The organism is Pseudomonas proteolytica (assembly GCF_007858275.1).
Lineage (GTDB): Bacteria > Pseudomonadota > Gammaproteobacteria > Pseudomonadales > Pseudomonadaceae > Aquipseudomonas > Aquipseudomonas proteolytica.
The window spans coordinates 22,656-47,878 of record NZ_VFEV01000021.1 but is presented as its reverse complement, the minus strand read 5'-3'; the positions used below and the strand labels follow the sequence as shown (position 1 = coordinate 47,878).

Below are 25,223 nucleotides of genomic sequence, written 5' to 3'. Positions count from 1 at the left end.
AGCCGGCTTGCCGGCGATCGCAGTCTACCCGTGATACAGCCTTGTCTGGCGGATCGCTATCGCCGGCAAGCCGGCTCCAACAGTTGATGGGGTGGGTCAGAGGATGTTGGAGTAATCCGCCTCGATCCGATCCAGGCTCAGGTGGTTGAGGAAGTTTGAGAAGCACATCCACGCCGACAACGCGTTCATGTCGCGGAACTGGTCCGGCAGGTATTTAGGCGGCACCACCAGGCCTTCGTCCACCAACTGGCGCAAGGTGCGCATGTCTTCCAGGGTGGTCTTGCCGCAGAACAACAGCGGCACCTGCTCCAACTTGCCTTTGCGCACGGCCAGCTGGATGTAGTTGTAGACCATGATAAAGCCCTTGAGATAGGACAAATCCTTGGTAAACGGCAGGCCCGTCGGGGTCGAGCCGCGGAATACCCGGCTGGCATTACCGTAGCTCTCGGCCATTTCAAAGCCCTGCTCGCGGAAGAACTCGAACACCTGCAGGAAATCGGCGCCCTCCTCCACCATATGGATCGCACGGGTGCGGTTGGTCAACTTGCGCAGGCGGCTGGGGTAGGAGGCGAAGGTGATGATCTCCATCAGGATCGCCAGGCCTTCCTGGGTCACGGTCGACGACGGTGGCCCCTTGGACAGGAAGGTGCAGATCGGCTGGTTCTGGCCATTGAGGGTGGTGCCCACGTGGACCAGCCCCTCGTGGACTTCCAGGGCCCGCACATCGCGCTCGTTGAACATCGCATCGGCGCGGATCTTGATGTAGTCGGCCCCCGCCGCTGCGTCGGCCACGATGCCGTCGGACTCAAATACGCGGATGGTTTCCTCGGCCTCGCCAAACACCTTGTTCAGGCGGCTTTGCAGCAGGCTCACGGCGTCCTTGGCGGTCAAGGTCTTGGCTTCGTCCTTGAGGTCGCCACGCCCGTCGATGTTGTTCAGGTAGTCGGAAAGCATCAGGCCCAGGTCGGCCAGGGTCGGGTCGCCGGCATGGAATGCATCGGAGGCGGCGCCGTACAGCTCCTGGGAAATCAGGCCGAAGTCCTCGGTACCACGGGCTTCGAGCATGCGCACCACCATGCGGTATTCCTTGCACATGCGCCGCATGATCTGCCCGACCGGATTGAACTGGCCCAACTGGCGGGTGATATCGCGCTCGATGTTCTGGAACTCCAGCTTCACCTTGCTCGAATCGAACGACAGTGGCCGGTTCAAGTAATAATCGCGGTCCACCGCCGGCATGTGCTTGCCCTTGCCCTGGAGGAAGCCCTTGCGAATGTTGTCGTCCCACTTCACAGCGTCGAGGACGCGAATCGGTGTTTGCGCCAGCACAATGCGATCGGACAAGGTGCGTATCGTCTGCTGGTAATCGTCCACCCGGTGCTTCCTCTTTAAACGTTATTTGCCCACGCGCTGATAGCGCACGGCTTCGACAAACACATCGGCGTTGGCCGGATCATCCAGGTAAGCCAGGACCTGATTCATGGGGCTGTCGACCAATGTCCCGTCGCCCTCGACCGTCTCTACGCTGCTGCCCGTCAGGATTTTCTGCGCGATGGCCTGGTTGATCGCCTCGGGATCGAGGTTGTAGACCAGCAGTTCGCGGGCACCATTGAATTCGAAGCCGGCCAGGATAAAGTGCCCGCCGAGCTTGTCCGGCAGCGGCGCCGACAGGTACCAGCGGTTGCCGTGGCGGGACACGCTGAACAGATATTCGTCGCGCTTGACCGGCTTGGTCTGCGAGGTGCTCACCGCCTTGTAGCGACGCTCGCCCGCGCGGCTGATCTGCAGGTTGAGCGGTTCGCCCCAAGCGTTCTTGCTGGCCCACTTGCCCAACAGCGCCTCAGGCGCAGCCTCGCTGGCCGGCAAGGGCTCCTTGAAAGTCACCAAGCAACCACTGAGCAACAGGAACGACATTGCGACTACCAGTACACGCCAAGCTTTCATCGGACACTCCAGCAATGAGCGATCTTCTGTAGGCGCGAGCTTGCTCGCGAAAAGCCTGAGGGCAACGCGGGGAGTCAGGTTCCCCGCGTCATCGTTAACGCCCTTCGCGAGCAAGCTCGCTCCTACATGGGCAGGTCCATAGTGCTGCTAAAACCTCAGACCGAGGCCAGGACCAGGTGCATGTAACGTTTGAGAATCTCGAGCATTTCTTCACCGGTCAGCGCCTCGGGCTCAAACAACAGGCCCTGATATTCCATCCGACTGATAATCGCCGTCAACACTTTGGCATCCTGTTGCGGCTCACGGGAACCCAGCACCTGGAAAAACTGGCAAGTGCCCTGCAACAAAATCTGCTGGTGAGAACGGACCAGCTCGGCCAGGCGCGGGTTCAACAAGGCCTCCTGGCGAAACGCCTGCTCGGCCATCAAGTATTCGCGACGGTTAAGCAGTTGGCGCAGGACGTAATCGGCGGTCAGGCGCGCAATATCATCGGCCAGTTGCGAGCGCGACTCGGCACTGCCATCTCCGTAGGCCACCATTTCTCGCAACAAGCCTTCGTTGCGCACCCACAACTTGCCCATGAACGCGGCACTGCGCTCCACATACTGGGCAAAGGTGTCGGTGAGCAGGTCGTCGATATCCTTGAAATAGTAGGTGGTGGCCGACAGCGGCACACCGGCCTCTGCCGCCACCGCCCGATGGCGCACGGCCCGCACGCCATCGCGCACGACAATACGCATGGCCGCGTCGAGAATATCCTGGCGACGCTGCTCGCTGCCCTGGCGGCTGGCCTTGCGGCCCTGGTACTGAACACTCTCTGCCACGGCGGCAGCGATGCCAGCGGCGCCTTCTTGAGCCATTACGCGCTTCACGAAAGATCGTCCTCTCACTCAACAAAAGTCTGGCGCCGTACGCTTGACGTTAGTACAGGCCACACAAAAAAGCCGCCTTATAAAAGGCGGCTTCGGCATTCGCTAAGACTACGCTTGTGGCCGCATATGCGGGAACAAGATCACATCGCGGATCGACGGTGAGTTGGTCAACAGCATCACCAGACGGTCGATACCAATACCTTCACCAGCCGTTGGCGGCATGCCGTACTCCAGCGCGCGAACAAAGTCGGCGTCGTAGTGCATGGCTTCGTCGTCACCGGCGTCCTTGTCAGCCACCTGGGCCATGAAGCGCTCAGCCTGGTCTTCGGCGTCATTCAACTCCGAGTAGGCGTTGGCGATTTCGCGACCACCGATGAACAGCTCGAAACGGTCGGTGACGTTCGGGTTGTCATCGTTGCGACGGGCCAGCGGCGACACTTCGAACGGGTACTGGGTAATGAAGTGCGGCTGTTCCAGCTTGTGCTCCACCAGTTCTTCGAAAATCATCACCTGCAGCTTGCCCAGGCCTTCGAAGCCCAGGACCTTGGCCCCGGCTTTCTTGGCGATGGCACGGGCCTTGTCGATGTCGTTGAGGTCGTCAGCGGTCAGCTCAGGGTTGTACTTGAGGATCGAATCGAACACCGACAGGCGCACGAACGGCTCGCCGAAGTGGAATACCTTGTCGCCGTACGGCACGTCGGTAGTCCCGAGAACAAGCTGCGCCAGCTCGCGGAACAGTTCTTCGGTCAGGTCCATGTTGTCTTCGTAGTCGGCGTACGCCTGGTAGAACTCCAACATGGTGAATTCTGGGTTGTGACGGGTCGAGACACCTTCGTTGCGGAAGTTGCGGTTGATCTCGAACACTTTCTCAAAGCCACCGACCACCAGGCGCTTGAGGTACAGCTCCGGGGCGATGCGCAAGAACATTTCCATGTCCAGGGCATTGTGGTGGGTTTCGAACGGCTTGGCTGCCGCGCCGCCCGGAATGGTCTGCAGCATCGGCGTCTCGACTTCGAGGAAGTCACGTGCCATCAGGAAGCTGCGGATGTGCGCGATCACTTGCGAACGCACACGGAAAGTCTGGCGCACTTCTTCGTTGACGATCAGGTCGACGTAGCGCTGGCGATAACGCTGCTCGGTGTCGGTCAGGCCGTGGTGCTTGTCTGGCAGCGGGCGCAGCGACTTGGTCAGCAGGCGCACGTTGGTCATTTCCACGTAGAGGTCGCCCTTGCCCGAACGGGCCAGGGTGCCTTCGGCGGCAATGATGTCGCCCATGTCCCAGGTTTTCACCGAGGCCAGGGTTTCTTCCGAGAGCGTCTTGCGGTTGACGTAGACCTGGATGCGCCCGGTCATGTCCTGGATCACCATGAACGAGCCACGGTTGAGCATGATGCGACCTGCAACCTTGACCGGAATCGCAGCTTCTGCCAGCTCTTCCTTGGTCTTGTCCGCGTATTGCTTCTGCAAGGCATCGCAGTAGTTTTCGCGGCGGAAGTCGTTGGGGAAGGCGTTACCCTTGGCGCGCTCGGCAGCAAGCTTTTCCTTGCGCAGGGCGATCAGAGAGTTTTCTTCCTGTTGCAGGGCCTGCGGATCGAGTTGTTGGTCGCTCATGTCTTTAAATATTCCATCTGGTTCGTTGTCCCAGGCGTAGGCCGGGGATCGCCGGCAAGCCGGCTCCTACAGGGATCGCGGTTTGTCAGCGTATTACAGGCCTGACTTCAGGCTGGCTTCCAGGTATTCGTCGATATCGCCGTCGAGCACCTTGTCGCAATCGCTGCGTTCGATGTTAGTGCGCAGATCCTTGATCCGCGACGCATCGAGCACATACGAACGGATCTGGTGACCCCAGCCGATATCCGATTTGGTGTCTTCCAGCGCCTGGGAAGCAGCGTTGCGCTTCTGCATCTCCTGCTCGTACAACTTGGCCCGCAGCATTTTCATGGCGGTGTCCTTGTTGGCGTGCTGGGAACGTTCGTTCTGGCAGCTGACCACGGTGTTGGTCGGTACGTGGGTGATACGTACGGCCGAGTCGGTGGTGTTTACGTGCTGACCACCGGCACCGGAGGAGCGGTAGGTGTCGATGCGCAGGTCGGCCGGGTTGATCTCGATTTCGACTTTGTCGTCGATCTCTGGCGAGACGAACACTGCAGAGAACGAGGTGTGGCGACGGTTGCCGGAGTCGAACGGGCTCTTGCGCACCAGGCGATGAACGCCGATCTCGGTCCGCAGCCAGCCAAAGGCGTATTCACCCTTGATATGCACGGTCGCGCCCTTGATACCGGCGACTTCACCGGCGGACAGTTCCATGATGGTTGCTTCGAAACCGCGTTTGTCAGCCCAGCGCAGGTACATGCGCAGCAGGATGTTGGCCCAGTCCTGGGCTTCGGTGCCGCCGGAACCGGCCTGGATATCCAGGTAGGCGTTGTTCGGGTCCATTTCGTGGCTGAACATGCGGCGGAATTCGAGTTTGGCGAGGTTGTCCTCGAGACGGGCCAGCTCGGCGACGACATCGCCCACTGCGCCTTCGTCGTTTTCTTCGACGGCCATGTCCAGCAGGTCGCGGCAGTCGCCCAGACCGGTGTTCAATTCGTCGAGGGTGTCGACGATCTGCGCCAGCGCAGCGCGCTCGCGGCCCAGTTCCTGGGCGTATTCAGGTTTGTTCCAGACAGCCGGATCTTCAAGCTCGCGATTGACTTCGGTCAGACGCTCATGCTTTTGATCGTAGTCAAAGATACCCCCGAATAGTTTCGGAGCGCTCGGACAGGTCCTTGATGGTGTTAAGGATCGGGTTGATTTCCATGGCGGGCAGCACTCGTTGGCGAACTTTTGAAAGCCGGCGAGTATAACGGCAAAAGGCCGGAAACGGCAGTCCGCTTGGCCGAAAAGGCGGGGTTTGTGTGATATCCACAGGCCGATAAAGAGCAAATGTAGGAGCTGGCTTGCCTGCGATGCAGACGCCTCGGTGTATCAAGTAGACCGAGGCGACGCCATCGCAGGCAAGCCAGCTCCCACATTGGGTTGGCGGTGTTCTGCCGGTTATTCGATCCCCACCTGGTTGCGCCCGTTATGCTTGGCCAGGTACAGCCCCTTGTCCGCCGCCGAGATCAATTGCCGGCAATCGGTGCCCAGCAGCGGCGTCATGGTCGCCAGGCCAATACTGATGGTCAGGCTTGCACCATCGGCCGGGGCTATGTGCGGTATCTTCAGCGCGGCAACGGCCTGGCGCAGTTTCTCGGCCACCAACCGCGCTCCACCCGGCGAAGTATTGGGCAGCACCAGGGCAAACTCCTCGCCGCCGTAGCGCGCCGGCAGGTCCGAAGGACGGCTGCTGGCATCGCGGATAGTCGCCGCCACCTTGCGCAACGCTTCATCGCCTTCCAGGTGGCCAAAGCTGTCGTTGTAGGTCTTGAAGAAATCCACGTCGATCATCAGCAACGACAGCTGGGTCTGGTCACGCATGGCACGCCGCCATTCCAGTTCCAGGTACTCGTCGAAATGCCGGCGGTTGGACAGCCCGGTCAAGCCATCGGAGTTCATCAAGCGTTGCAGGACCAGGTTGGTGTCCAGCAACTGTTGCTGGCTGACCCGCAGCGCACGGTAGGCCGCGTCCCGTTGCAGCAGGGTCATGTAGGAACGCGAGTGGTAGCGGATACGCGCCACCAGCTCGATGTTGTCCGGCAGTTTCACCAGGTAATCATTGGCCCCGGCGGCAAACGCGGCGCTCTTGATCAGCGGGTCTTCCTTGGTGGAGAGCACGATGATCGGAATGTTCTGGGTCGCCGGGTGGTTGCGGTATTCGCGCACCAGGGTCAGGCCGTCCAGCCCGGGCATGACCAGGTCCTGAAGGATCACTGTCGGCTTGATGCGGATCGCCTGGGAGATCGCCTGGTGGGGGTCGGCACAAAAGTGGAAGTCGATATTGTCCTCATGGGCCAGACCGCGCCGCACGGCTTCGCCGATCATCGCCTGGTCGTCCACCAGCAACACCATGGCGGCGTTTTCGTCGGTCTTGAAGTCGTCGAGCTGTAAATCATTCATTTGCGGTCACCTGAGTTACTACGTGCAGGCCAGGACAGCGAGTCATATCGGTCATTTTGCGAATACCTCCAGCAATCGTGGCGCAATTCTGTCCAATGGGCGAATCTCAACAGCGGCATCAATCGCCGCTGCCGCTTTGGGCATGCCGTAAACTGCACAGCTCTGCTGATCCTGAGCGATGGTCAGATAGCCCTGCTGACGCATCAATTTGAGTCCCTGGGCTCCGTCGCGTCCCATGCCGGTCAGCAAGACGCCGACCGCATCGCCGTTCCAATGGCTGGCGACGCTCTCGAAAAACACGTCGATGGACGGCCGATAAATTTCGTTCACGGGCTCCGCCGTGTAGGCCAGCGTGCCGTTTTTCAGCAGCCGGATATGATGATTGGTGCCGGCCAGCAACACCACGCCACTCTGCGGGGGCTCCCCCTCACGCGCCAGGCGCACCGGCAGGCCCGAGGCACTGCTCAGCCACTCGGCCATGCCGGCGGCGAATACCTGGTCCACATGCTGCACCAGCACAATGGCTGCCGCAAAGTCCCGAGGCAAGCCCTTGAGCAGGATTTCCAGCGCCGCCGGACCGCCTGCCGAAGAGCCGATCGCCACCAGGCTCTGGCGCTTGCCGGTACCCCGTGCGGGCACCGGTTCCGCCCGCACCCGGCTGCCGCGCTGGCCGATCAGCCAGCCAATATTGAGGATCTTGCGCAACAAGGGCGCGGCCGCCTCCTTGGCATCGCCAACCCCCAGCGCCGGGGTGTCCACCACATCCAGGGCGCCATGGCCCATGGCTTCGAAGACGCGGCTGACATTCTGCTGGCGATCCACCGTAACGATAACGATAGCGCATGGCGTCTCGGCCATGATTTGCCGGGTCGCCTCGACCCCATCCATCACCGGCATGATCAGGTCCATCAGGATCAGGTCCGGGGTCAACTCGGCGCAGCGCTGCACGGCTTCCAGGCCGTTAGTGGCGACCCACACCACCTCATGGGCCGGTTCGAGGCTCAAGGCCCGGCGCAATGCTTCGACCGCCAGGGGCATGTCATTGACGATGGCGATCTTCATGCGCGCGCCCCTCCAATCAGTTCCACCACCGCATCAAGCAGGGCGTCATCATGGAAGCTGGCCTTGGCCAGGTAATAGTCGGCGCCGGCATCCAGGCCACGACGCCGGTCTTCTTCGCGATCCTTGTAAGACACCACCATCACCGGCAGCGACTGCAGGCGAGTGTCACGGCGCAACAGTGTGACCAATTCAATACCGTCCATGCGGGGCATATCAATGTCAGTGATCAGCAGGTCGAAGTCTTCGGAGCGCAGAGCATTCCAGCCATCCATACCATCGACGGCGACCGCCACGTCATATCCACGGTTAAGTAATAGCTTGCGCTGCAGTTCGCGCACGGTGAGTGAGTCATCCACCACCAGGATGCGCTTGCGCGCAGCCTCGACGGTTTGCTGGGCGCGTCGGGCAATGCGCTCCAGGCGGCCGGTGTTGAGCAACTTGTCCACCGAGCGCAGCATGTCCTCGACATCGACGATCAACACCACCGAACCGTCATCGAGCAGCGCCCCGGCAGAAATGTCCTGCACCTTGCCCAGGCGATCATCCAGCGGCAACACCACCAGGGTGCGCTCGCCGATAAAGCGTTCCACGGCAATCCCGTACACCGCTTCGCGCTCACGGATCACCACAACCTTGAGGGTGTCCTGGCTGCTCTGCCCCGGCGGGCGCTGCAACAGCTGGCTGGCCGCGACCAGGCCGACATGCCGGCCCTCGTGCCAGAAATGCTGGCGGCCTTCCAGTTGCACGATTTCGTCGGGTTCCAGGTCGCACATGCGTTCGATATGGGCCAAGGGGAAGGCGTAGGCTTCTTCGCCGACTTCCACCACCAGGCTGCGCACCACCGACAGGGTCAACGGCACTTCCAGATGAAAGCGGCTGCCCTGCCCCGCCGTCTGCTCCAGCACCACCGCGCCGCGCAATTGGCGGACCATGTGCTGCACCGCGTCCAGGCCAACGCCGCGCCCGGAGACCTCAGTGACCTTGTCGCGCAGGCTGAAGCCCGGCAAGAACAGGAAGGTCAGCAATTCCTCTTCGCTCAGGCGCAAGGCCGTTTCCAGCGGCGACAGATTGCGCTCGACAATACTGGCGCGCAGGCGCTCCAGATCGACGCCGTTGCCGTCATCGCTCAATTCCAGCACCAGCAGGCCAGCCTGGTGCGAGGCGCGCAGGCGGATCAGGCCCTCGGCCGGCTTGCCCGCCAGCAGGCGCTGCTCGGGCATTTCGATGCCGTGATCGACGGCATTGCGCAGCAAATGGGTCAGCGGCGCTTCAAGTTTTTCCAGGACATCGCGGTCCACCTGGGTCTTTTCGCCTTCGATTTCCAGACGCACCTGCTTGCCCAGGCTGCGGCCCAGGTCACGCACCATGCGCACCTGCCCCGCCAGTACATCGGCAAACGGCCGCATGCGACACGCCAGCGCCGTGTCATACAGCACCTGGGCACGCTGGCCGGCTTGCCAGCCGAATTCATCGAGCTCGGCGGTCTTTTCTGCCAGCAGCAACTGCGCTTCGCCCAGCAGGCGGCGGGCATCGCCCAGGGCTTCCTGGGCTTCAAGGCTCAGGTCGAGGGTCTTGAGTTGGCCATCTAGGTTGTCCAGGGCCCGGGCGCCGTTGCTTTGAATGCGTTTGAGGCGTTGCAGGCTGGACAGGTACGGCTTGAGTCGCTGGGTTTCCACCAGGGACTTGCTGGACAGGTCCAACAGGCTGTTCAAGCGCTCGGCCGTGACCCGCAAGACCCGTTCGCCGCCTTCGGTCATGCGCTTGTTCTGGCGCGGCGCTTCACTGCCCAGGGGCGGCGCGGCCTCTGGTTCCGGGGGCAACAGCAGCGATTCTTCAAGGGACGGCAGCGGCGGCGCAAGCAGCTCCGGCACAGGCGGCGGTGCAACCACTTTGGCCGTGGGTTGCGAGGGGTCCAGCAAGCGCTCCATCAGCGCCACGTACCCCTCGATATCGGCCGGGCCCACGGTATTGCCCGGTGTGGCAATGCGCATCAGCAGGTCAGTGCCCTGCAACAACGCGTCGATATGTTCGGGTTGCAGGTACAAGCGGCTTTCCTGGGCGCTGACCAGGCAATCTTCCATCACGTGGGCAACGCTGACGCCGGCGTCGACCCCGACAATCCGCGCCGCGCCCTTGAGCGAATGCGCCGCGCGCATGCAGGCTTCAAGCTGGTCGGCCTGGGTCGGGTTGCGCTCCAGGGCCAGCAAGCCGGCGCTGAGCACCTGGGTCTGGGCATCGGCTTCCAGGCTGAACAGTTCCAGCAGCGAGGCGTCGCGCATCTGGTCGGGGGTCATGACAGGCTCCGGGTCACGGCAGACAGCAGTTGCGCCTCGTCCAGCCAGCGCAGGCTGCGGCCTTTGAACTGCAACACACCCTGGGTATAGCGGGCACTGGCCTGGGTGCCGGAGGCAGATGCCGCTTTGAGGGTGCGCTCATCAATGGCGTGGATGCCATCCACTTCATCCACCGGCACCACCACCGGGCCATCCTGCGCGGCAATGATCAACATGCGCGGCATGATCCGCCCACCGCTGGGGCCGCCGGCGGTGCTGTCGAGCCCCAACAGCTCCACCAGGGACAGGCAGGCCACCAGCGCACCGCGCACATTGGCGACCCCGAGCAGCGCCCGGGAGCGCTGGTGGGGCAAGGAATGGATCGGCTGCAGGGGCGCCACTTCCACCAGGCAACGGGTGGCGATGCCCAGCCACTCCTCGCCCAAGCGGAACATTAGCAATGAACGGGTGGCGACCTCATCATCGGCCTGCGCGGCGACGGCATGACGATGGTCTTGCTGCGCCAAGGCATAACGATCCAGCAGGCGGGTGGCGGCTGCGGAATACACCGCGCAATTGCGGCAGTGGATATGCTCGGCCAGCAACGGGCAGGACTTGTCGCCATGGATCCCAATGCGGTTCCAGCAATCATCGATAGCCTGGGTATCGGCAACCGTCAGGTCCAGGTCGGTATCCGGGGATGCAGAGCTACTCATCGTTTACGCTCACTGTCAGCGGCTCGCTCGCTGCGGGCAGCACGGGCTTGCAAGCGCCGCGCCCCCGCCGTATCGCCCTGGGATTCGAGCAGCGCGGCCAGGTGCATCAAGGCCTGCGGATGCTGGGGTTCCAGGTACAAGGCTTTTCGATAATACCCCTGGGCTTCGAGGGCGCTACCCGCCACGTCACTGAGCAGGCCCAGCCAGTAAAAGACCTGGGCCGCCGGTGGATGGTTTTGCAGGTAACGCTCGCAGGCAGCGCGGGCCTCAAGGCTTTTGCCTTCATTGGCCAGGGTCGCGATCTGACCGAGCAACTGCGCCGCATCCGAGTGCACGGGCGCAGGCTTGATCGGCACCACCGGCGCCGCGAATGCGCTGAAGGGTCGGGGCTTGCTCGGAATCGGCGCGGCGCTGCGCTGGGGCACCGCAGGCGGTACAGGGATGTAGACCGGATCGGGTACCGCTTCGGCATGACGGCTGAAGGCAAATGACTGCGGCACACCAATCGAGCGCATGCCCAGGCGTCCCAGCAGGCTGCCTTCGGCCGGGCCGATAAACAGCACGCCGTCGACATGGGTCAGGCCCTTGAGCACTTCAAATACCTGCTTCTGGGTCGGCTGGTCGAAGTAGATCAGCAGGTTGCGGCAGAACACAAAATCATAGGTGGGCTCGTTGGCCAACAGCTGCGGATCCAGCAGGTTGCCCACCTGCAGACGCACCTGTTCACGCACCCGGTCGCAGACACGGTAGCCATCCTCTTCGGCGCTGAAATGCCGCTCACGGAATTCGATGTCCTGGCCACGGAAGGAATTCTTGCCATACACCCCACGTCGCGCCCGCTCCACCGACAGTGGGCTGACGTCCATGCCTTGCACCTTGAACTGGTGAGGCGAAAGGCCCGCATCGAGCAGGGCCATGGCGATGGAATAAGGCTCTTCACCGGTGGAGCACGGCAGGCTGAGGATGCGCAGGGCGCGCATGTGCTTGATCTCGCCCAGCCGCGCCACCGCTAGCCGCGCCAGGGTGGCAAAGGATTCGGGATAACGAAAAAACCAGGTCTCGGGGACGATGACCGCTTCGATCAGCGCCTGTTGTTCATCGCCGCTGGTTTGCAGGCGCTGCCAGTATTGATCGGCACTCAGCCCCTGCAACGCCTGGCTTCGCTGGCGCACGGCGCGCTCGATAATCGCCTCGCCCACCGAGGCGACATCCAGGCCGATTCGCTCCTTGAGGAAGTCGAAAAAGCGTTGGTCATTGCTCATTACACCTCCCCAGCAGTCAGGTCGGGGGCAAACAGCAAGGCGCGGACCTCGGCGGTGAGCAGGTCGGCGACGCCGATCCACTGTGTCAGGCCCTGCTCGTCTTCGCGCACCGGCCCCAGGTACGGCGCTTGGCGATTGTCCAGGCCATAGGGTTGGAAATCCGCCGGATCGCAGCGCAGGGTGTCAGTCGCCTGTTCGAGGATCAGCCCCAGCCAGCGCGACTCCAGCCAAGCCTCTGGACGATAGTTGACCAGTACCAGCCGTGTGCTGGTGCGGGCCTGGGCCGGCTTACCAAAGGTCAGGGCGCTGAGGTCGATCACCGGCACCATGTTGCCGCGATGGGCAAAGATCCCGGCGACCCACACCGGCGCATGGGCGATGGGCTTGAGCGGCAGGCGCGGCAACACCTCGGCCACTTCCGTGGCCTTGAGGGCGTAGCGCTCGCTGCCGATATGAAACACCAGGAACAAGGCTTTTTTGGCTGCCGCCGCCACGCCGCGTTTCGCCGCTGGATCACTCATCAGACTTTGAAACGCGACACGCCGCTGCGCAAACCCACCGCAACCTGGCTCAATTCATCAATGGCAAAGCTGGCCTGGCGCAGCGACTCCACGGTCTGGCTGCTGGCGTCGCCCAACTGCACCAGCGCATGGTTGATCTGCTCGGCACCCGTGGCCTGGGCCTGCATGCCCTCGTTGACCATCAGCACCCGCGGCGCCAAGGCCTGGACCTGGTGGATGATCTGCGACAGTTGCTCGCCCACTTGCTGCACTTCGAACATGCCGCGACGCACTTCTTCGGAGAACTTATCCATGCCCATTACCCCAGCCGATACGGCGGACTGGATCTCGCGCACCATCTGCTCGATATCGTAGGTGGCCACGGCGGTCTGGTCTGCCAGGCGCCGTACTTCGGTGGCCACCACGGCAAAGCCGCGTCCGTACTCACCGGCTTTCTCGGCCTCGATGGCGGCATTGAGGGACAGCAGGTTGGTCTGGTCGGCCACCTTGACGATCGTCACCACCACCTGGTTGATGTTGCCGGCCTTCTCATTGAGGATCGCCAGCTTGGCGTTCACCAGATCGGCGGCGCCCATCACCGAGTGCATGGTTTCTTCCATGCGGGCCAGGCCTTGCTGGCCGGAGCCGGCGGCCACCGAGGCCTGGTCGGCAGCGGTGGACACTTCGGTCATGGTGCGCACCAGGTCCTTGGACGTGGCCGCGATTTCCCGCGAAGTGGCACCGATTTCGGTGGTGGTGGCGGCGGTTTCAGTGGCGGTGGCCTGTTGCTGCTTGGAGGTGGCGGCAATCTCGGTCACCGACGTGGTGACCTGTACCGACGACCGCTGGGCCTGGGAGACCAGGGCGGTGAGTTCGGTCATCATGTCGTTGAAGCCGGTCTCGACGGCACCGAACTCGTCCTTGCGGTCCAGGTTCAGGCGCTTGCTCAGATCGCCGGTACGCATGGTTTCGAGGATATCGACGATGCGTTTCATCGGCGCCATGATCGCGCGCATCAGCAACAGCCCGCACAGGGCGGCGGCGAGGATCGCGAGGAGCAGCGAAACGCCCATGCTGATTTTCGCCGCGGCCACGGCGTCATCGATGGCGGCGGTGGCGTCATCCGCAACTTTTTTGTTCTCGTTGATGATGTCGTTGAGCTTCATACGGCCTGCGGTCCAGGCCGGGGTCAGTTGCTCGTCGAACATCTTGACGGCCTCGGCCTCCTTGTTGGCCTGGTGCAGTTCCAGCACCTGGGCCAGCACCTGGTTGTACTTCTGGTGCAGGGTTTCGAAGGTGTCGAACTCGGTACGATCCTGGTCGATATTGATGGTCTTGACGTAACTGGCCATATGCTGCTCCAGGCGCGCCTCGAACGTCTTGTAATCCTGCCGGTCAGCATCGGAAATGCCCTGGTGCTCGCGCAAACCGATCAATTCCTGGGTCTGCAGGTAGCTGTCGACCCAGGCGCTGCGGATCATCGAGCTGAAAAACACCCCCGGCACGGCGTCGTCGCGCACCGAGTTTTCACTCGTTTCGATCTTCAGCAACCGTGAATACGAGACCACAACCATCAGCAGCATGATGGCGATAATGACCGCAAAGCTCGCCAATATGCGTTGGCGCAAGGTCCAGTTCTTCACAGTATTTCCTCGAGGGCCGATCAAATGCCGGGGAGTATAGCTGAGGCCGTGCCATCATTTATCAATGGGTTGTGGCCCAAGTCTCAAGGAATACAAAAACACCCCGCAACCTGTCCGGCTGCGGGGTGTGTTTTTGTGCGGGGCGGGTCAGAGCGTGGCTTGGCGTACCTGTTTTTCCAGTTCCGTCTTAAGCCCCGGTTCCAACTTGAGCTGGCGGGCCAGTTCGTCGAGGTAGGACTTCTCCATGAAGTTTTCCTCGTCCACCAGCATGACGCTGGCGATGTACATTTCGGCGGCCATTTCCGGGGTGCTGGCGGCGCGGGCTACATCGGCAGGGTCCAGGGGTTTGTTGAGCTCGGCATGCAGCCAGTGTTGCAGCTCCTGGTCGTTGTCGAGCTTGACGAACTCACCTTCGATCAAGGTGCGCTCGCGCTCGTCCACATGGCCATCGGCCTTGGCCGCGGCCACCAGGGCCTTGAGAATTGCCTGGCTGTGCAGCTCGACCTGGGCCGGAGGCAAGCGGTCGAGGGTCTGTGGTTCGCCTTTAGGTGCGCCGGCCTGTTGTGCCTGCCAGTTGCCGTAGGCCTTGTAGGCAATTACGCCTAGTGCTGCGAGACCGCCATAGGTGAGGGCTTTACCGCCAAAATTGCGGGCTTTTTTGTTGCCCAGCAGCAGGCCCATGGCCCCGGCGGCCAACGCCCCGCCACCCGCGCCGCCCAACAGACTGCCGAGTCCACCACCGCCGAGCAGGCCGCCCAGTGCGCCTTTGTCATCGCCTTTACGTTGACCGCCCGCCTTTTTTTGCAGCATGTCCTGGCCGGACTTGAGCAACTGATCAAGCAATCCACGGGTATTCATTCATAGCCTCCAGAAACTTGGGTTCATAGGTTTAATAGGCTGTCAGCGTAAAACTAAGTGCCAATATTCCTGGATATAGAGTGCTTCCAGATGTAACTCAACTGGGGTTGGGGTTGGGTACATATCCGTTGCTGCGGTTACGGCCACTTAGGGTTCCGCCCTTACGGCGGGTCACTTTGGAAAAGAGCCCCAAAGTAACCAAAGGGCTCTTGCCCCACCACTCGGTGCCTCGCCTAGGCTCGGCATGCCCGTAATCCGACATTGATTTGGGGGGCCGCCGCGATGGGCCATCCATGGCCCAGCGCGGCTAAACCGGCGTCCTGCCGGTTTACCCCCCAAATCAATATCGGATTGCGGCCAGCGTGGTTTAACGGGGCGCCTAAGATCAAAATCACAAGCAGAGCGAGGCGGCCTGACAGCCGACCTGATCGTCGAAGCGTGCGCGTACCCCTTGTGGGAGCTGGCTTGCCTGCTCCCACAAGGGAATGCAGCTTCGCGCTCTGGCTTTGTTGTTGCTGTTGCTCTGCTTTTGATCTGGCTTTTGATCTTAGGCGCCCCGTCAAACCACGATGGCCGCAGGCAGGTATTGCGCAGTGGGCACCCCGGCAGGATGCCGGGGTAGCCGCGACACGGCCATGGATGGCCGATCGCGGCGGGCCCACGGAGCAATGCCTGACTGCGGGCATGCCGAGCCTAGGCGAGGCACCGAGTGGTGGGGCAAGAGCCCTTTGGTTACTTTGGGGCTCTTTTCCAAAGTGACCCGCCGTAAGGGCGGAACCCATAGCCGCCGTTACCGCAGCAAACGGATATGTACTCCTATACAGGCCCCACTGCTGACACGTCTTGTTTCACATGCAACGCCATCATCCCGCCATCAATCAATTTTCCTTCCCCACCGAACCCCTTAAGCTATCTGGCATCTGTTTACTGTCCGTTGCGTTTGGCCGAAGGCATGTCCGAACCGTTATTTCTGATCCAGCACGCGCCAGGAACGGCACGGGATTGCTCACCACAGGTTGTATTTATGCACCGCAGGAATTTGCTCAAAGCGTCCATGGCCATCGCGGCCTACACCGGGCTGTCGGCCAGTGGCCTGCTCGCCGCTCAGGCCTGGGCCGGGAATCGTGCAGCCGATGGCGACGCCAAGGCGTTCGACTTCGATTGGCTCAAGCTGCAAGCCAAGCAACTGGCTGGCAAACAGTATCAGGACACGCGCCAGGTGCTGCCGCCGACCTTGGCGACGATGACCCCGCAGAATTTCAATGCCATTGGCTACGACGCCAATCATTCGTTGTGGAAAGACCTCAAAGGCCAGCTGGACGTGCAGTTTTTCCACGTCGGCATGGGCTTCAAGACCCCGGTGCGCATGCACAGTGTCGACCCCAAGACCCGTCAGGCGCGGGAGGTGCATTTCCGTCCATCGCTGTTCAACTATGAAAAAACCACGGTCGATACCCAGCAGCTCAAGGGCGACCTGGGCTTTTCCGGGTTCAAGCTGTTCAAGGCCCCGGAGCTGGACCGCCACGATGTAGTGTCTTTCCTCGGCGCCAGCTATTTCCGTGCGGTGGATAACACCGGCCAGTACGGTCTTTCGGCACGCGGCCTGGCTATCGATACCTACGCCAGCAAACGCGAAGAGTTCCCCGACTTCACCCAGTTCTGGTTCGAGACGCCGGACAAGGACAGCACCCGTTTCGTGGTCTACGCCCTGCTCGACTCACCGAGCGCCACTGGCGCCTACCGCTTCGACATCGATTGCCAGGCCACCCAGGTGGTGATGGCCATCGACGCCCATATCAACGCGCGGACCGCGATCCAGCAGATGGGCATCGCGCCCATGACCAGCATGTTCAGTTGCGGCACCCATGAGCGGCGCATGTGCGACACCATTCACCCGCAGATCCACGACTCCGACCGCTTGGCGATGTGGCGCGGCAACGGCGAGTGGATCTGCCGCCCGCTGAACAACCCGGCCAAGCTGCAATTCAATGCCTTCGCCGATAAAGACCCGAAAGGTTTCGGCCTGGTGCAGACCGACCATGAATTCGCCAGCTACCAGGACACTGTCGATTGGTACAGCAAGCGCCCGAGCCTGTGGGTAGAACCGACCACTGCGTGGGGCGAAGGCTCTGTCGACCTGCTGGAAATCCCTACCACCGGCGAGACCATGGACAACATCGTCGCCTTCTGGACCCCAAAGAAACCGGTGGCCGCCGGCGACTCCCTGAACTTTGGCTACAAGCTCTACTGGAGCGCCCTGCCCCCGGTCAGCACGCCGCTGGCGCAGGTCAATGCCACCCGTTCCGGCATGGGCGGTTTCACCGAAGGCTGGGCACCGGGCGAGCACTACCCGCCGGTCTGGGCCCGCCGTTTTGCCGTGGATTTCAAGGGCGGTGGCCTCGACCGTCTGCCCGCAGGCACCGGCATCGAGCCAGTGGTGACCTGCTCCCATGGCGAAGTGAAAGATTTCAGTGTGCTGGTGCTCGATGACATCAAGGGCTACCGCATCCTCTTCGACTGGTACCCGACCAGCGACAGCGTTGAGCCGGTGGAAATGCGCCTGTTCATTCGCACCAATGACCGGACCTTGAGTGAAACCTGGTTGTACCAGTACTTCCCACCCGCACCGGACAAACGCAAGTACAGCTGATGCCAAACGTTCCCACGCACTGAGTGCGTGGGAACGCCGTGGCCGGGTCAAAAGCGTGAAATGCTTTTCATCGCGCCAATCAAGTAGCGCATTGCAACTTGATCGTTTTCGGTCAACGCGCGGTATTGCTCCAGCAGTTGTGCCTCATCCGAGCTCAACCGACGGCCATGCAACGACAGCCTGCGGCTGAAAAAAAGCACCAGAACCCCTGTTACACCAATGGACTTGGCCATGGAATGTTTCTCCGTGTAATAAACAACAACTCCTAATGCCCATAACCCTGTCCGCGAAGTGCAATGCCTCAGCGAGCAAACAGACTGACTTCCTGGGCCAGAAGCCGCCTTACTTCAAGCGTAGAAACTATCCTGGCGCCTGTGAGATTTTTTTAGAGTATTCACTTAAATAATTCGATTGAAGCAAAAAGCTTGCGGAAAATTCTTACGCCTCATAAATTGACTGACTACTCAATTAATCAATGAGGCCGGCATGCGCACCAGTGATCCCCAACAACGCGAAAGCAAACGCATGGCCCTGTTGGATGCCGCGTCCCAGTGTTTTGCCGAGGCTGGTTTTGTCGCCACGCGCACCGCTGATATCTGCGCCCGGGCCGGTATGAGCGCGGGCAATCTGTTCCACTATTTCGCCAGCAAGCACGAGGTGTTGCTGGCGCTGGTGGCCCGCGAAGGTGCCGAGATCCAACAGGCCATGGCGCCGCTGGCCAAGGCGGCTGATCCAATGGCGCAGTTGCTGGCTTTCCTTGATCAGGTCTGCCAATTGGCCTGCGACCGCCACTATGCTGGCCTGGCGCTGGAGATCTCGGCCCTGGGTCATCGCGACGAAGCCGTGGCGCGGTTGGTAAAGGCCAATGACCGTTCCTTGCGTGACGGCCTGGAAGCACTGGTAAGGGCCGCCGACCAGGCCGGGCAATTGCACACCGCATTGAGCGTGCCCGACGCGGCCAACTGGCTGGCCGCCTTGATCGATGGCATGTTCGCCCGCGTGGCCGCCGACCCGGACTTCCACCCCGAGCAGCAGACCACGGTCCTGCAGGGCCTGGTGGTTCACCTGCTGCAGGGGCGTTGAACATGTCAGCAGCGGCCAATGCGCGCCTGGTCCAGGTCGATGCGCTGCGTGGGTTTGCCTTGTTCGGCATTCTCAGCGTCAATATCTGGGCCTTTGCCGACCCCTTCTACGCCTCGACGACCAGCAATCCGGCCTACGCCAGCGTGCTCGATCACGGGGTGCGGTTGCTGGTGGCATTGTTGTTCGAGACCAAGTTCTACCTGCTGTTTTCCTTCCTGTTCGGCTACAGCTTCACCCTGCAAATGGCCGCCGCCGAGCGTGCCAAGGCCGCGTTCGTCCCGCGCATGCTGCGCCGGCAACTGGCACTGCTAGCATTGGGCCTGGTCCATGGAGCCCTGTTGTACTACGGGGAGATTCTCTCGACTTATGCCCTGCTGGGCCTGGTGCTGCTGGCCGCCCGCAACCTGTCAGCGGCCCGCGCCCGGCGGTGGGCAATCGGCCTGGTGGTGGTCGCCTGTGCACTGTGGATGGTGCTGGGTGTGTTGCAGGGGCTGGGAGGTGAATGGGTCGGCACGGGTCATGGCGAAGGCCAGGCAAAACTCGCGGCGTTTTCCGCCGGTGCCCTGCAGACCTTGCAATTTCATAGTCGGGAGGTGTGGGCCACGGTGCCTGCGTTATGGCTATTGCAGGGCCCCAGCGCGCTGGCGATGTTCCTGTTCGGCTACGCCGCCGGGCGACAGCAGTGGCTGGCGTCGCCACAGGCCTGGGATCCCCGTGCCCGGCGCCTGCTGCTAATCACTGCCCCACTGGGCCTGCTCGGAGCGCTGGTCTACGCCCTGACCGCCGCTTTCAAACCAGGCGGCGGCCTGGAAACCTTTGCCTTCGGCCTCGGCCAACTGACGGCACCGCTGCTGACAGCTGCCTATTGCCTATTGATGCTGGCGCTGTTCAACACCACCGCCGGCGCCAGGCTGTGCGCGCGCCTGGCGCCGCTGGGCAAGATGGCCTTGAGCAATTACCTCATGCAATCGATGCTGCTCGGGCTGTTGTTCACCGGCTACGGCGCTGGCTGGATCAACCAGATCGAACCCTGGCTGCTGTTACCCATGGCGGCGGCGATTTTTATCCTGCAAATGTGGCTGAGCGCGCACTGGCTACGCCGCCATCCCTATGGGCCGTTCGAGTGGTTGTTGCGCGCCGCGACGCTACTGGCCTGGCCGAACTGGCGGCGCAGCCAATAAACACCAGGATCGTCACTCCCCGGCGACAGGCACAAACCCACCGTGATCAGCGGTGGGTCTGGGTGCCAAATGTAAACAATCAGTCGCGCAAGTCAGACTCATGAATCGGCTGGTCGCGGTGGGTCGCCCGCTGGTATTGCGCCGGCCAGATCGCCTTGCGCCCGCCCAGGTCGTCATCGGCGTGCAGCGGCCAATACGGATCACGCAGCAGTTCACGGGCAAGGAAGATGATATCGGCCTGGCAGGTGCGCAGAATATGTTCGGCCTGGGCCGGCTCGGTAATCATGCCCACCGTGCCCGTGGCCATGCCGGACTCCTTGCGCACACGCTCGGCAAAGCGCGTTTGATAACCGGGCCCCGTAGGGATTTCTGCGTTGGCCGCAGTGCCACCGGAGGATACGTCGATCAGGTCCACGCCCAGGTCTTTCAGGCGACGGGCCAGTTCCACGGTTTCATCCGGGTTCCAGCCGTCTTCCACCCAGTCGGTGGCTGAAACGCGCACAAACAACGGCAGCTCTTGCGGCCACACCTCACGCACCGCTTCGGTGACTTGCAACACCAGGCGAATACGGTTCTCAAAGGAGCCGCCATATTGATCCTGGCGCTGATTGCTCAGGGGCGACAGAAACTGATGCAGCAGATATCCATGGGCGGCGTGGATTTCCACCACTTTGAAACCGGCGGTCAGGGCGCGCTTGGCGGCGGCCACAAAATCGCCAATCACCTGCCGGATTTGCCCTTCATCCAATTGCCGTGGCGCGGTGTGCTGTGGGTCGAAGGCGATGGGCGACGGGCCTACCGGCACCCAGCCGCCATCTTCGAGCTTGACGCTGCCATGCTTGCCGATCCACGGCCGATGGGTGCTGGCCTTGCGCCCGGCGTGGGCCAGTTGAATGCCTGCCACCGCGCCTTGGGCGCTGATAAAGCGGGTGATGCGCTGCAACGGTTCAATCTGGGCATCATTCCACAGGCCCAGGTCCTGGGCGGTGATGCGGCCATCAGCGGTCACGGCGGTGGCTTCGCTGAAAATCAGACCAGCGCCGCCTACAGCGCGGCTGCCCAGGTGCACCAGGTGCCAGTCATTGGCCAGGCCATCGACGGCGGAGTACTGGCACATCGGCGAGACGGCAATGCGGTTGAGCAGGGTCAATTGGCGCAGGGTATAGGGTTCAAGCAACAGACTCATGGGGCACCTCTTCTCGTATCCGGTGGGCATTGGCTCCAGGGTTCTGTCTGACCGGTGCGCGTGACGAAAAGATGAAAGGCCCGTCCCCTTCGGGCTAAAAAACAGACAAGGTCACAAGACCAATCACACAGTGCTTAGAGACTAGTCGACAACCGGGGATTGCACAGGGTTCAGCGCGGTTCGATGTGGGCAATCATCAATTGCACGGTTTCCTGGCCGCGGAATTCGTTGACGTCCAGCTTGTAGGCCAGCTCCACCCAGCGAATGGTCGGGTTGGGCCACACTTCGCGGTCGATGCCAAAGGCAATGCCATCGAGTTTCACCGCACCACACTCACTCTTGAGCACCACCTTGAGGTGACGCTCGCCCACCACCCGTTGCTCCACCAGTTGAAATACCCCGTGAAACAACGGCTCGGGAAAATGCTGGCCCCAGGGCCCGGCATTGCGCAGGGCGCGGGCCAATTCCAGGTGGAATTCCTCCACGGCCAGGGTGCCATCGGACAACAGGCGCCCGGTGAGGTCTTCTTCACGCAGTTGTCGGCGCACTTCGGCGTCGAAGGCTTCGGCGAACAGCGGGAAGTTCGCTTCAGGCAAGGTCAGGCCCGCCGCCATGGCGTGGCCGCCGTATTTGGCGATCAGGTTCGGATGCTGGCTGGCCACCACCGCCAGCGCGTCGCGGATGTGGAACCCCGGCACCGAACGCCCAGAGCCCTTGAGCAGGCCATCACCGGCATCGGCAAAGGCAATGGTCGGGCGGAAATAGCGTTCTTTCATACGCGAGGCGAGGATCCCGATGACCCCCTGGTGCCACTCCGGGTCGAACAGGCACAGGCCGAATGGCATCGACTCCACCGGCAAGTCCTTGAGCTGGGCCAGGGCTTCGCGCTGCATGCCCTGCTCGATGGCCTTGCGGTCCTGGTTCATGCCATCCAGTTGCGCGGCCATTTCCCGGGCCTGGGCGAAGTCGCTGGTGAGCAGGCATTCGATGCCCAGGCTCATGTCATCCAGGCGCCCGGCCGCGTTGAGCCGCGGGCCGAGGATAAAGCCCAGGTCGGTGGAGGTGATACGCGCAGCGTCGCGCTTGGCCACTTCGAGGATCGCCTTGATGCCCGGCCGCGCACGCCCGGCGCGGATCCGTTCCAGGCCCTGGTAGACCAGGATGCGGTTATTGGCATCCAGCGGTACCACGTCGGCCACACTGCCCAGGGCCACCAGGTCGAGCAACTCGCCGATATTGGGCTGTGGCTGTTTGTCGTACCAACCCAGGCTGCGCAAACGCGCGCGCAAGGCCATCAACACGTAGAAAATCACCCCCACGCCGGCCAGTGCCTTGCTAGGGAATGTGCAGCCGGGTTGGTTCGGGTTGACGATGGCATCGGCCGCCGGCAGTTCATCGCCGGGCAAGTGGTGGTCGGTGACCAGCACCTTGAGCCCCGCCGCCTTCGCCGCCGCCACGCCTTCGACACTGGAGATGCCGTTGTCTACGGTGATCAGCAACTGCGGCTCGCGCTGCAAGGCCACGGCGACGATTTCCGGGGTCAGGCCATAGCCATATTCGAAGCGGTTGGGCACCAGGTAATCGACATGGGCGGCCCCGAGCAAGCGCAGGCCGAGGGTGCCCACGGTACTGGCTGTGGCGCCATCGGCATCGAAGTCGCCGACGATCAGGATCCGCTGGCGTTGTTCCAGGGCAGTCACCAGCAAGTCCACGGCGGCATCGATCCCTTTGAGCTGCTGATACGGAATCAACCGCGCCAGGCTCTTATCCAGCTCATCCTGCGAGGTCACGCCACGGGCGGCGTAGAGACGGGTCAGCAACGGTGGCAATTCACCGAGGAACGGCAGGACAGCGGGCAATGGGCGGGGATCGATACGCATGGGGTGATGGGGGCTTCTCTAGCTATAGATAAAAATGCTCACCCTGTAGGAGCGAGCTTGCTCGCGAAAAACGCATGGGCACCGCAATAATTCTGAATGCCCGCGTTATCGTGGACGCCCTTCGCGAGCAAGCTCGCTCCTACAGAGGGCGGTGTTGGGTTCTAGCCGCGTTCGCCGACCAGCCACTGCAGTTGCACTTCATGCTGGCCGCGGTCATCGGTGACGAAGATCGTGCCTTCGCTGATCATCACATCCCACTTGATCACCCGTGGCATGTCCTTGGCCAGGGTCTCCAGGATTTCCTGGGGCACGGCGGCGATATGTACGTTTTTCAGGTTGTTGGCCACCGGCACCACCTTGCCTTCCCACACCCGCAGGCTGCCGTAGGCCAGCAGGCTGGTACGTTCGGTGCGACGCGAACACCAGGTCAGGCGGTCGGCATCGGGCTGGCCGACTTCGATCCAGTGCAGGACCCGATCATCCAGGCTTTTTTCCCATAGCGCTGGTTCGTCTACATCTGACAGTCCGCGACCAAACGACAACTGCTCGTTGTACCAAAGGGCGTAGGCCAGCAGACGCACGGTCATGCGCTCTTCGGTTTCCGACGGGTGACGGGCGATGGTTTGCTTGACGCTCTCGTACACCGAACGATCGAGGTCGGTCAGGTTGAGTTCAAACTTGTAGGTCGTGGACGGCTGGGCCATGAACGGACTTCTAGAGACAGGAAAAGGCGGCCAGTCTAACCGATGGCGGGGTCATTCAACGAATCCTGCGCTGCATCATCCTTATCCCTGGGGCGCTCGCCTATGTTAAAAGGCAATACACACCTGCCTGCGCTTGTAAGGAACCTCATGTCGTTTACCGCCAAACCGCTTGCCGGCCTGAAAGTCATCGAACTGGGCACACTGATCGCCGGCCCGTTCGCCTCGCGCATCTGCGCCGAGTTCGGGGCCGACGTGATCAAGGTCGAATCCCCTGACGGCGGCGACCCGCTGCGCAAATGGCGCAAGCTGTATGAAGGCACCTCGCTGTGGTGGTTCGTGCAGGCACGCAATAAAAAGTCCCTGACCCTGAACCTCAAGCATCCGGACGGCCTGGCGATCCTCAAGCAACTGCTGGCAGACGCCGACATCCTGATCGAGAACTTCCGCCCCGGCGTCCTCGAAAAACTCGGCCTGGACTGGGACACCCTGCACGCCCTGAACCCCAAGCTGGTGATGGTCCGGCTCTCGGGTTTTGGCCAGACCGGGCCGATGAAGGATCAACCGGGCTTCGGCGCAGTCGGTGAGTCCATGGGTGGCCTGCGCTACATCACCGGTTTCGAGGACCGCCCGCCGGTACGCACCGGGATTTCCATTGGCGATTCCATCGCCGCGCTGTGGGCGGTGATTGGCGCACTGATGGCCTTGCGGCATCGCGAGATCAACGGCGGCCTGGGCCAAGTGGTGGATGTGGCGTTGTATGAAGCCATCTTCGCGATGATGGAAAGCATGATCCCGGAGTTCGATGTGTTCGGGTTTATCCGCGAGCGCACCGGCAACATCATGCCGGGCATTACCCCGTCATCGATCCATACCACCGCCGATGGCAAGCACGTGCAAATTGGCGCCAATGGCGATGCGATCTTCAAGCGCTTCATGCTGGCGGTCGGTCGTGAGGACCTGGCCAATGACCCACAACTGGCCAGCAACGATGGCCGCGATAGCCGGCGCGACGAGCTGTACGGCGTGATCGACCGCTGGGTCAACAGCTTGTCACTGGAGCAGGTGGTGGAGCAGTTGAACCTGGCCGAAGTGCCGGCCAGTCGGATCTACAGCGCCGAAGATATGCTGGGCGACCCGCAATACCTGGCCCGGGAAATGTTCCTCAAGGCCCAACTGCCCGACGGCAAGGATTTCAAGATGCCCGGCATCGTGCCCAAGCTGTCGGACACCCCTGGCAGTTGTGAGTGGGTCGGGCCACAGCTGGGTGAGCACAATGCCGTGATTCTGCAAGCCCTGGGTTACGACAGCAGCGCCGTGGCCCATTTGCGCAAGGAGGGCGCGATCTGATGCAGCTCGGAGCACGTTCAAGAT

At 61.9% G+C, this 25,223-nt stretch carries 21 protein-coding genes; 4 read left to right on the top strand and 17 right to left on the bottom strand.

The genetic code is table 11. The features are described from left to right. Nucleotides 1–96 precede the first annotated feature (96 nt). From FIV38_RS16510 to FIV38_RS16450, 13 genes are all read right to left on the bottom strand, one after another. Complete coding sequence (locus tag FIV38_RS16510) at nucleotides 97–1,374, bottom strand: flavohemoglobin expression-modulating QEGLA motif protein (protein WP_029300170.1); 1,278 nt, start codon at nucleotides 1,372–1,374, stop codon at nucleotides 97–99. Between the two features lie 21 nt (nucleotides 1,375–1,395). After that, nucleotides 1,396–1,944, bottom strand: coding sequence for a hypothetical protein (locus FIV38_RS16505; protein ID WP_092233928.1), 549 nt, complete (start codon nucleotides 1,942–1,944; stop codon nucleotides 1,396–1,398). Between the two features lie 155 nt (nucleotides 1,945–2,099). Continuing rightward, a complete protein-coding gene (locus FIV38_RS16500) occupies nucleotides 2,100–2,816 on the bottom strand; it encodes a TetR/AcrR family transcriptional regulator (protein ID WP_092233925.1) in 717 nt (238 codons plus the stop codon). A 108-nt stretch (nucleotides 2,817–2,924) separates the two neighbouring features. After that, the gene (gene lysS, locus FIV38_RS16495; protein ID WP_029300176.1) at nucleotides 2,925–4,427 is read right to left on the bottom strand and encodes a lysine--tRNA ligase; all 1,503 of its coding nucleotides are present in this window, start codon (nucleotides 4,425–4,427) and stop codon (nucleotides 2,925–2,927) included. A gap of 93 nt (nucleotides 4,428–4,520) precedes the next feature. Beyond that, a protein-coding gene (gene prfB / locus FIV38_RS16490) for a peptide chain release factor 2 (RefSeq protein ID WP_104911704.1) occupies nucleotides 4,521–5,616 on the bottom strand; the annotation gives its coding sequence in 2 pieces (ribosomal slippage) (nucleotides 4,521–5,543 and nucleotides 5,545–5,616; 1,095 coding nt in all). A gap of 236 nt (nucleotides 5,617–5,852) precedes the next feature. Continuing rightward, entirely contained in the window at nucleotides 5,853–6,854 is a 1,002-nt protein-coding gene (locus FIV38_RS16485) for a diguanylate cyclase domain-containing protein (RefSeq protein WP_092233922.1), read from the bottom strand. 51 nt (nucleotides 6,855–6,905) lie between these two features. Continuing rightward, nucleotides 6,906–7,916: a chemotaxis response regulator protein-glutamate methylesterase gene (gene cheB / locus FIV38_RS16480; protein WP_029300181.1), complete on the bottom strand. Its 1,011-nt coding sequence runs from the start codon at nucleotides 7,914–7,916 to the stop codon at nucleotides 6,906–6,908. Then, nucleotides 7,913–10,210 carry a hybrid sensor histidine kinase/response regulator gene (locus FIV38_RS16475; RefSeq protein ID WP_092233919.1) on the bottom strand — a complete coding sequence of 766 codons (2,298 nt, stop codon included), beginning with the start codon at nucleotides 10,208–10,210 and terminating at the stop codon, nucleotides 7,913–7,915. The genes cheB and FIV38_RS16475 overlap by 4 nt, the downstream gene beginning before the upstream one ends. Beyond that, nucleotides 10,207–10,905: a chemotaxis protein CheW gene (locus FIV38_RS16470; RefSeq protein ID WP_029300185.1), complete on the bottom strand. Its 699-nt coding sequence runs from the start codon at nucleotides 10,903–10,905 to the stop codon at nucleotides 10,207–10,209. Before FIV38_RS16470 ends, FIV38_RS16475 begins: the two co-directional genes overlap by 4 nt. Beyond that, a complete protein-coding gene (locus FIV38_RS16465; protein ID WP_092233916.1) occupies nucleotides 10,902–12,167 on the bottom strand; it encodes a CheR family methyltransferase in 1,266 nt (421 codons plus the stop codon). Before FIV38_RS16465 ends, FIV38_RS16470 begins: the two co-directional genes overlap by 4 nt. After that, nucleotides 12,167–12,688 carry a chemotaxis protein CheW gene (locus FIV38_RS16460; protein ID WP_092233913.1) on the bottom strand — a complete coding sequence of 174 codons (522 nt, stop codon included), beginning with the start codon at nucleotides 12,686–12,688 and terminating at the stop codon, nucleotides 12,167–12,169. The genes FIV38_RS16465 and FIV38_RS16460 overlap by 1 nt, the downstream gene beginning before the upstream one ends. Beyond that, nucleotides 12,688–14,310, bottom strand: coding sequence for a methyl-accepting chemotaxis protein (locus FIV38_RS16455; protein ID WP_092233910.1), 1,623 nt, complete (start codon nucleotides 14,308–14,310; stop codon nucleotides 12,688–12,690). The genes FIV38_RS16460 and FIV38_RS16455 overlap by 1 nt, the downstream gene beginning before the upstream one ends. A gap of 147 nt (nucleotides 14,311–14,457) precedes the next feature. Continuing rightward, the gene (locus FIV38_RS16450; RefSeq protein ID WP_029300194.1) at nucleotides 14,458–15,168 is read right to left on the bottom strand and encodes a tellurite resistance TerB family protein; all 711 of its coding nucleotides are present in this window, start codon (nucleotides 15,166–15,168) and stop codon (nucleotides 14,458–14,460) included. A 1,024-nt stretch (nucleotides 15,169–16,192) separates the two neighbouring features. On the opposite strand from FIV38_RS16450, the gene FIV38_RS16440 reads away from it, so the two are divergent. Beyond that, nucleotides 16,193–17,818, top strand: a complete 1,626-nt coding sequence (locus FIV38_RS16440; RefSeq protein WP_070994766.1) for a glucan biosynthesis protein D — start codon at nucleotides 16,193–16,195, stop codon at nucleotides 17,816–17,818. A gap of 47 nt (nucleotides 17,819–17,865) precedes the next feature. Here FIV38_RS16440 and FIV38_RS16435 read toward each other — a convergent pair whose 3' ends face one another. Further along, nucleotides 17,866–18,051 carry a hypothetical protein gene (locus FIV38_RS16435; protein ID WP_029296308.1) on the bottom strand — a complete coding sequence of 62 codons (186 nt, stop codon included), beginning with the start codon at nucleotides 18,049–18,051 and terminating at the stop codon, nucleotides 17,866–17,868. Nucleotides 18,052–18,304: 253 nt separating this feature from the next. Between FIV38_RS16435 and FIV38_RS16430 the strand changes: the two genes are divergently transcribed. Continuing rightward, nucleotides 18,305–18,901, top strand: coding sequence for a TetR/AcrR family transcriptional regulator (locus FIV38_RS16430; protein WP_070994765.1), 597 nt, complete (start codon nucleotides 18,305–18,307; stop codon nucleotides 18,899–18,901). A 2-nt stretch (nucleotides 18,902–18,903) separates the two neighbouring features. Beyond that, nucleotides 18,904–20,082 carry a DUF418 domain-containing protein gene (locus FIV38_RS16425; protein WP_092233904.1) on the top strand — a complete coding sequence of 393 codons (1,179 nt, stop codon included), beginning with the start codon at nucleotides 18,904–18,906 and terminating at the stop codon, nucleotides 20,080–20,082. 79 nt (nucleotides 20,083–20,161) lie between these two features. On the opposite strand, the gene FIV38_RS16420 is transcribed toward FIV38_RS16425, so the two are convergent. The 3 genes from FIV38_RS16420 to FIV38_RS16410 form a co-directional block, all read right to left on the bottom strand. Continuing rightward, on the bottom strand, nucleotides 20,162–21,268 hold the full coding sequence (locus tag FIV38_RS16420) for an NADH:flavin oxidoreductase/NADH oxidase (RefSeq protein ID WP_092233901.1): 1,107 nt from the start codon (nucleotides 21,266–21,268) through the stop codon (nucleotides 20,162–20,164). A 170-nt stretch (nucleotides 21,269–21,438) separates the two neighbouring features. Then, nucleotides 21,439–23,148, bottom strand: a complete 1,710-nt coding sequence (recJ, locus tag FIV38_RS16415) for a single-stranded-DNA-specific exonuclease RecJ (RefSeq protein ID WP_029296300.1) — start codon at nucleotides 23,146–23,148, stop codon at nucleotides 21,439–21,441. Nucleotides 23,149–23,309: 161 nt separating this feature from the next. Beyond that, on the bottom strand, nucleotides 23,310–23,852 hold the full coding sequence (locus FIV38_RS16410) for a YaeQ family protein (RefSeq protein ID WP_057438005.1): 543 nt from the start codon (nucleotides 23,850–23,852) through the stop codon (nucleotides 23,310–23,312). Nucleotides 23,853–23,999: 147 nt separating this feature from the next. Between FIV38_RS16410 and FIV38_RS16405 the strand changes: the two genes are divergently transcribed. After that, complete coding sequence (locus tag FIV38_RS16405; RefSeq protein WP_092233898.1) at nucleotides 24,000–25,199, top strand: CaiB/BaiF CoA transferase family protein; 1,200 nt, start codon at nucleotides 24,000–24,002, stop codon at nucleotides 25,197–25,199. Nucleotides 25,200–25,223: the final 24 nt, after the last annotated feature.

Excerpts from the sequence above, each read along its gene's own strand:
- FIV38_RS16460 (WP_092233913.1), bottom strand. The coding sequence starts at position 12,688 with ATGAGTGATCCAGCGGCGAAACGCGGCGTGGCGGCGGCAGCCAAAAAA.
- FIV38_RS16475 (WP_092233919.1), bottom strand. The coding sequence starts at position 10,210 with ATGACCCCCGACCAGATGCGCGACGCCTCGCTGCTGGAACTGTTCAGC.
- FIV38_RS16420 (WP_092233901.1), bottom strand. The coding sequence starts at position 21,268 with ATGAGTCTGTTGCTTGAACCCTATACCCTGCGCCAATTGACCCTGCTC.
- FIV38_RS16470 (WP_029300185.1), bottom strand. The coding sequence starts at position 10,905 with ATGAGTAGCTCTGCATCCCCGGATACCGACCTGGACCTGACGGTTGCC.
- FIV38_RS16435 (WP_029296308.1), bottom strand. The coding sequence starts at position 18,051 with ATGGCCAAGTCCATTGGTGTAACAGGGGTTCTGGTGCTTTTTTTCAGC.
- FIV38_RS16465 (WP_092233916.1), bottom strand. The coding sequence starts at position 12,167 with ATGAGCAATGACCAACGCTTTTTCGACTTCCTCAAGGAGCGAATCGGC.
- FIV38_RS16485 (WP_092233922.1), bottom strand. The coding sequence starts at position 6,854 with ATGAATGATTTACAGCTCGACGACTTCAAGACCGACGAAAACGCCGCC.
- FIV38_RS16430 (WP_070994765.1), top strand. The coding sequence starts at position 18,305 with ATGCGCACCAGTGATCCCCAACAACGCGAAAGCAAACGCATGGCCCTG.
- cheB (WP_029300181.1), bottom strand. The coding sequence starts at position 7,916 with ATGAAGATCGCCATCGTCAATGACATGCCCCTGGCGGTCGAAGCATTG.
- FIV38_RS16440 (WP_070994766.1), top strand. The coding sequence starts at position 16,193 with ATGCACCGCAGGAATTTGCTCAAAGCGTCCATGGCCATCGCGGCCTAC.
- FIV38_RS16425 (WP_092233904.1), top strand. The coding sequence starts at position 18,904 with ATGTCAGCAGCGGCCAATGCGCGCCTGGTCCAGGTCGATGCGCTGCGT.
- FIV38_RS16450 (WP_029300194.1), bottom strand. The coding sequence starts at position 15,168 with ATGAATACCCGTGGATTGCTTGATCAGTTGCTCAAGTCCGGCCAGGAC.
- FIV38_RS16505 (WP_092233928.1), bottom strand. The coding sequence starts at position 1,944 with ATGAAAGCTTGGCGTGTACTGGTAGTCGCAATGTCGTTCCTGTTGCTC.
- lysS (WP_029300176.1), bottom strand. The coding sequence starts at position 4,427 with ATGAGCGACCAACAACTCGATCCGCAGGCCCTGCAACAGGAAGAAAAC.
- FIV38_RS16410 (WP_057438005.1), bottom strand. The coding sequence starts at position 23,852 with ATGGCCCAGCCGTCCACGACCTACAAGTTTGAACTCAACCTGACCGAC.
- recJ (WP_029296300.1), bottom strand. The coding sequence starts at position 23,148 with ATGCGTATCGATCCCCGCCCATTGCCCGCTGTCCTGCCGTTCCTCGGT.
- FIV38_RS16405 (WP_092233898.1), top strand. The coding sequence starts at position 24,000 with ATGTCGTTTACCGCCAAACCGCTTGCCGGCCTGAAAGTCATCGAACTG.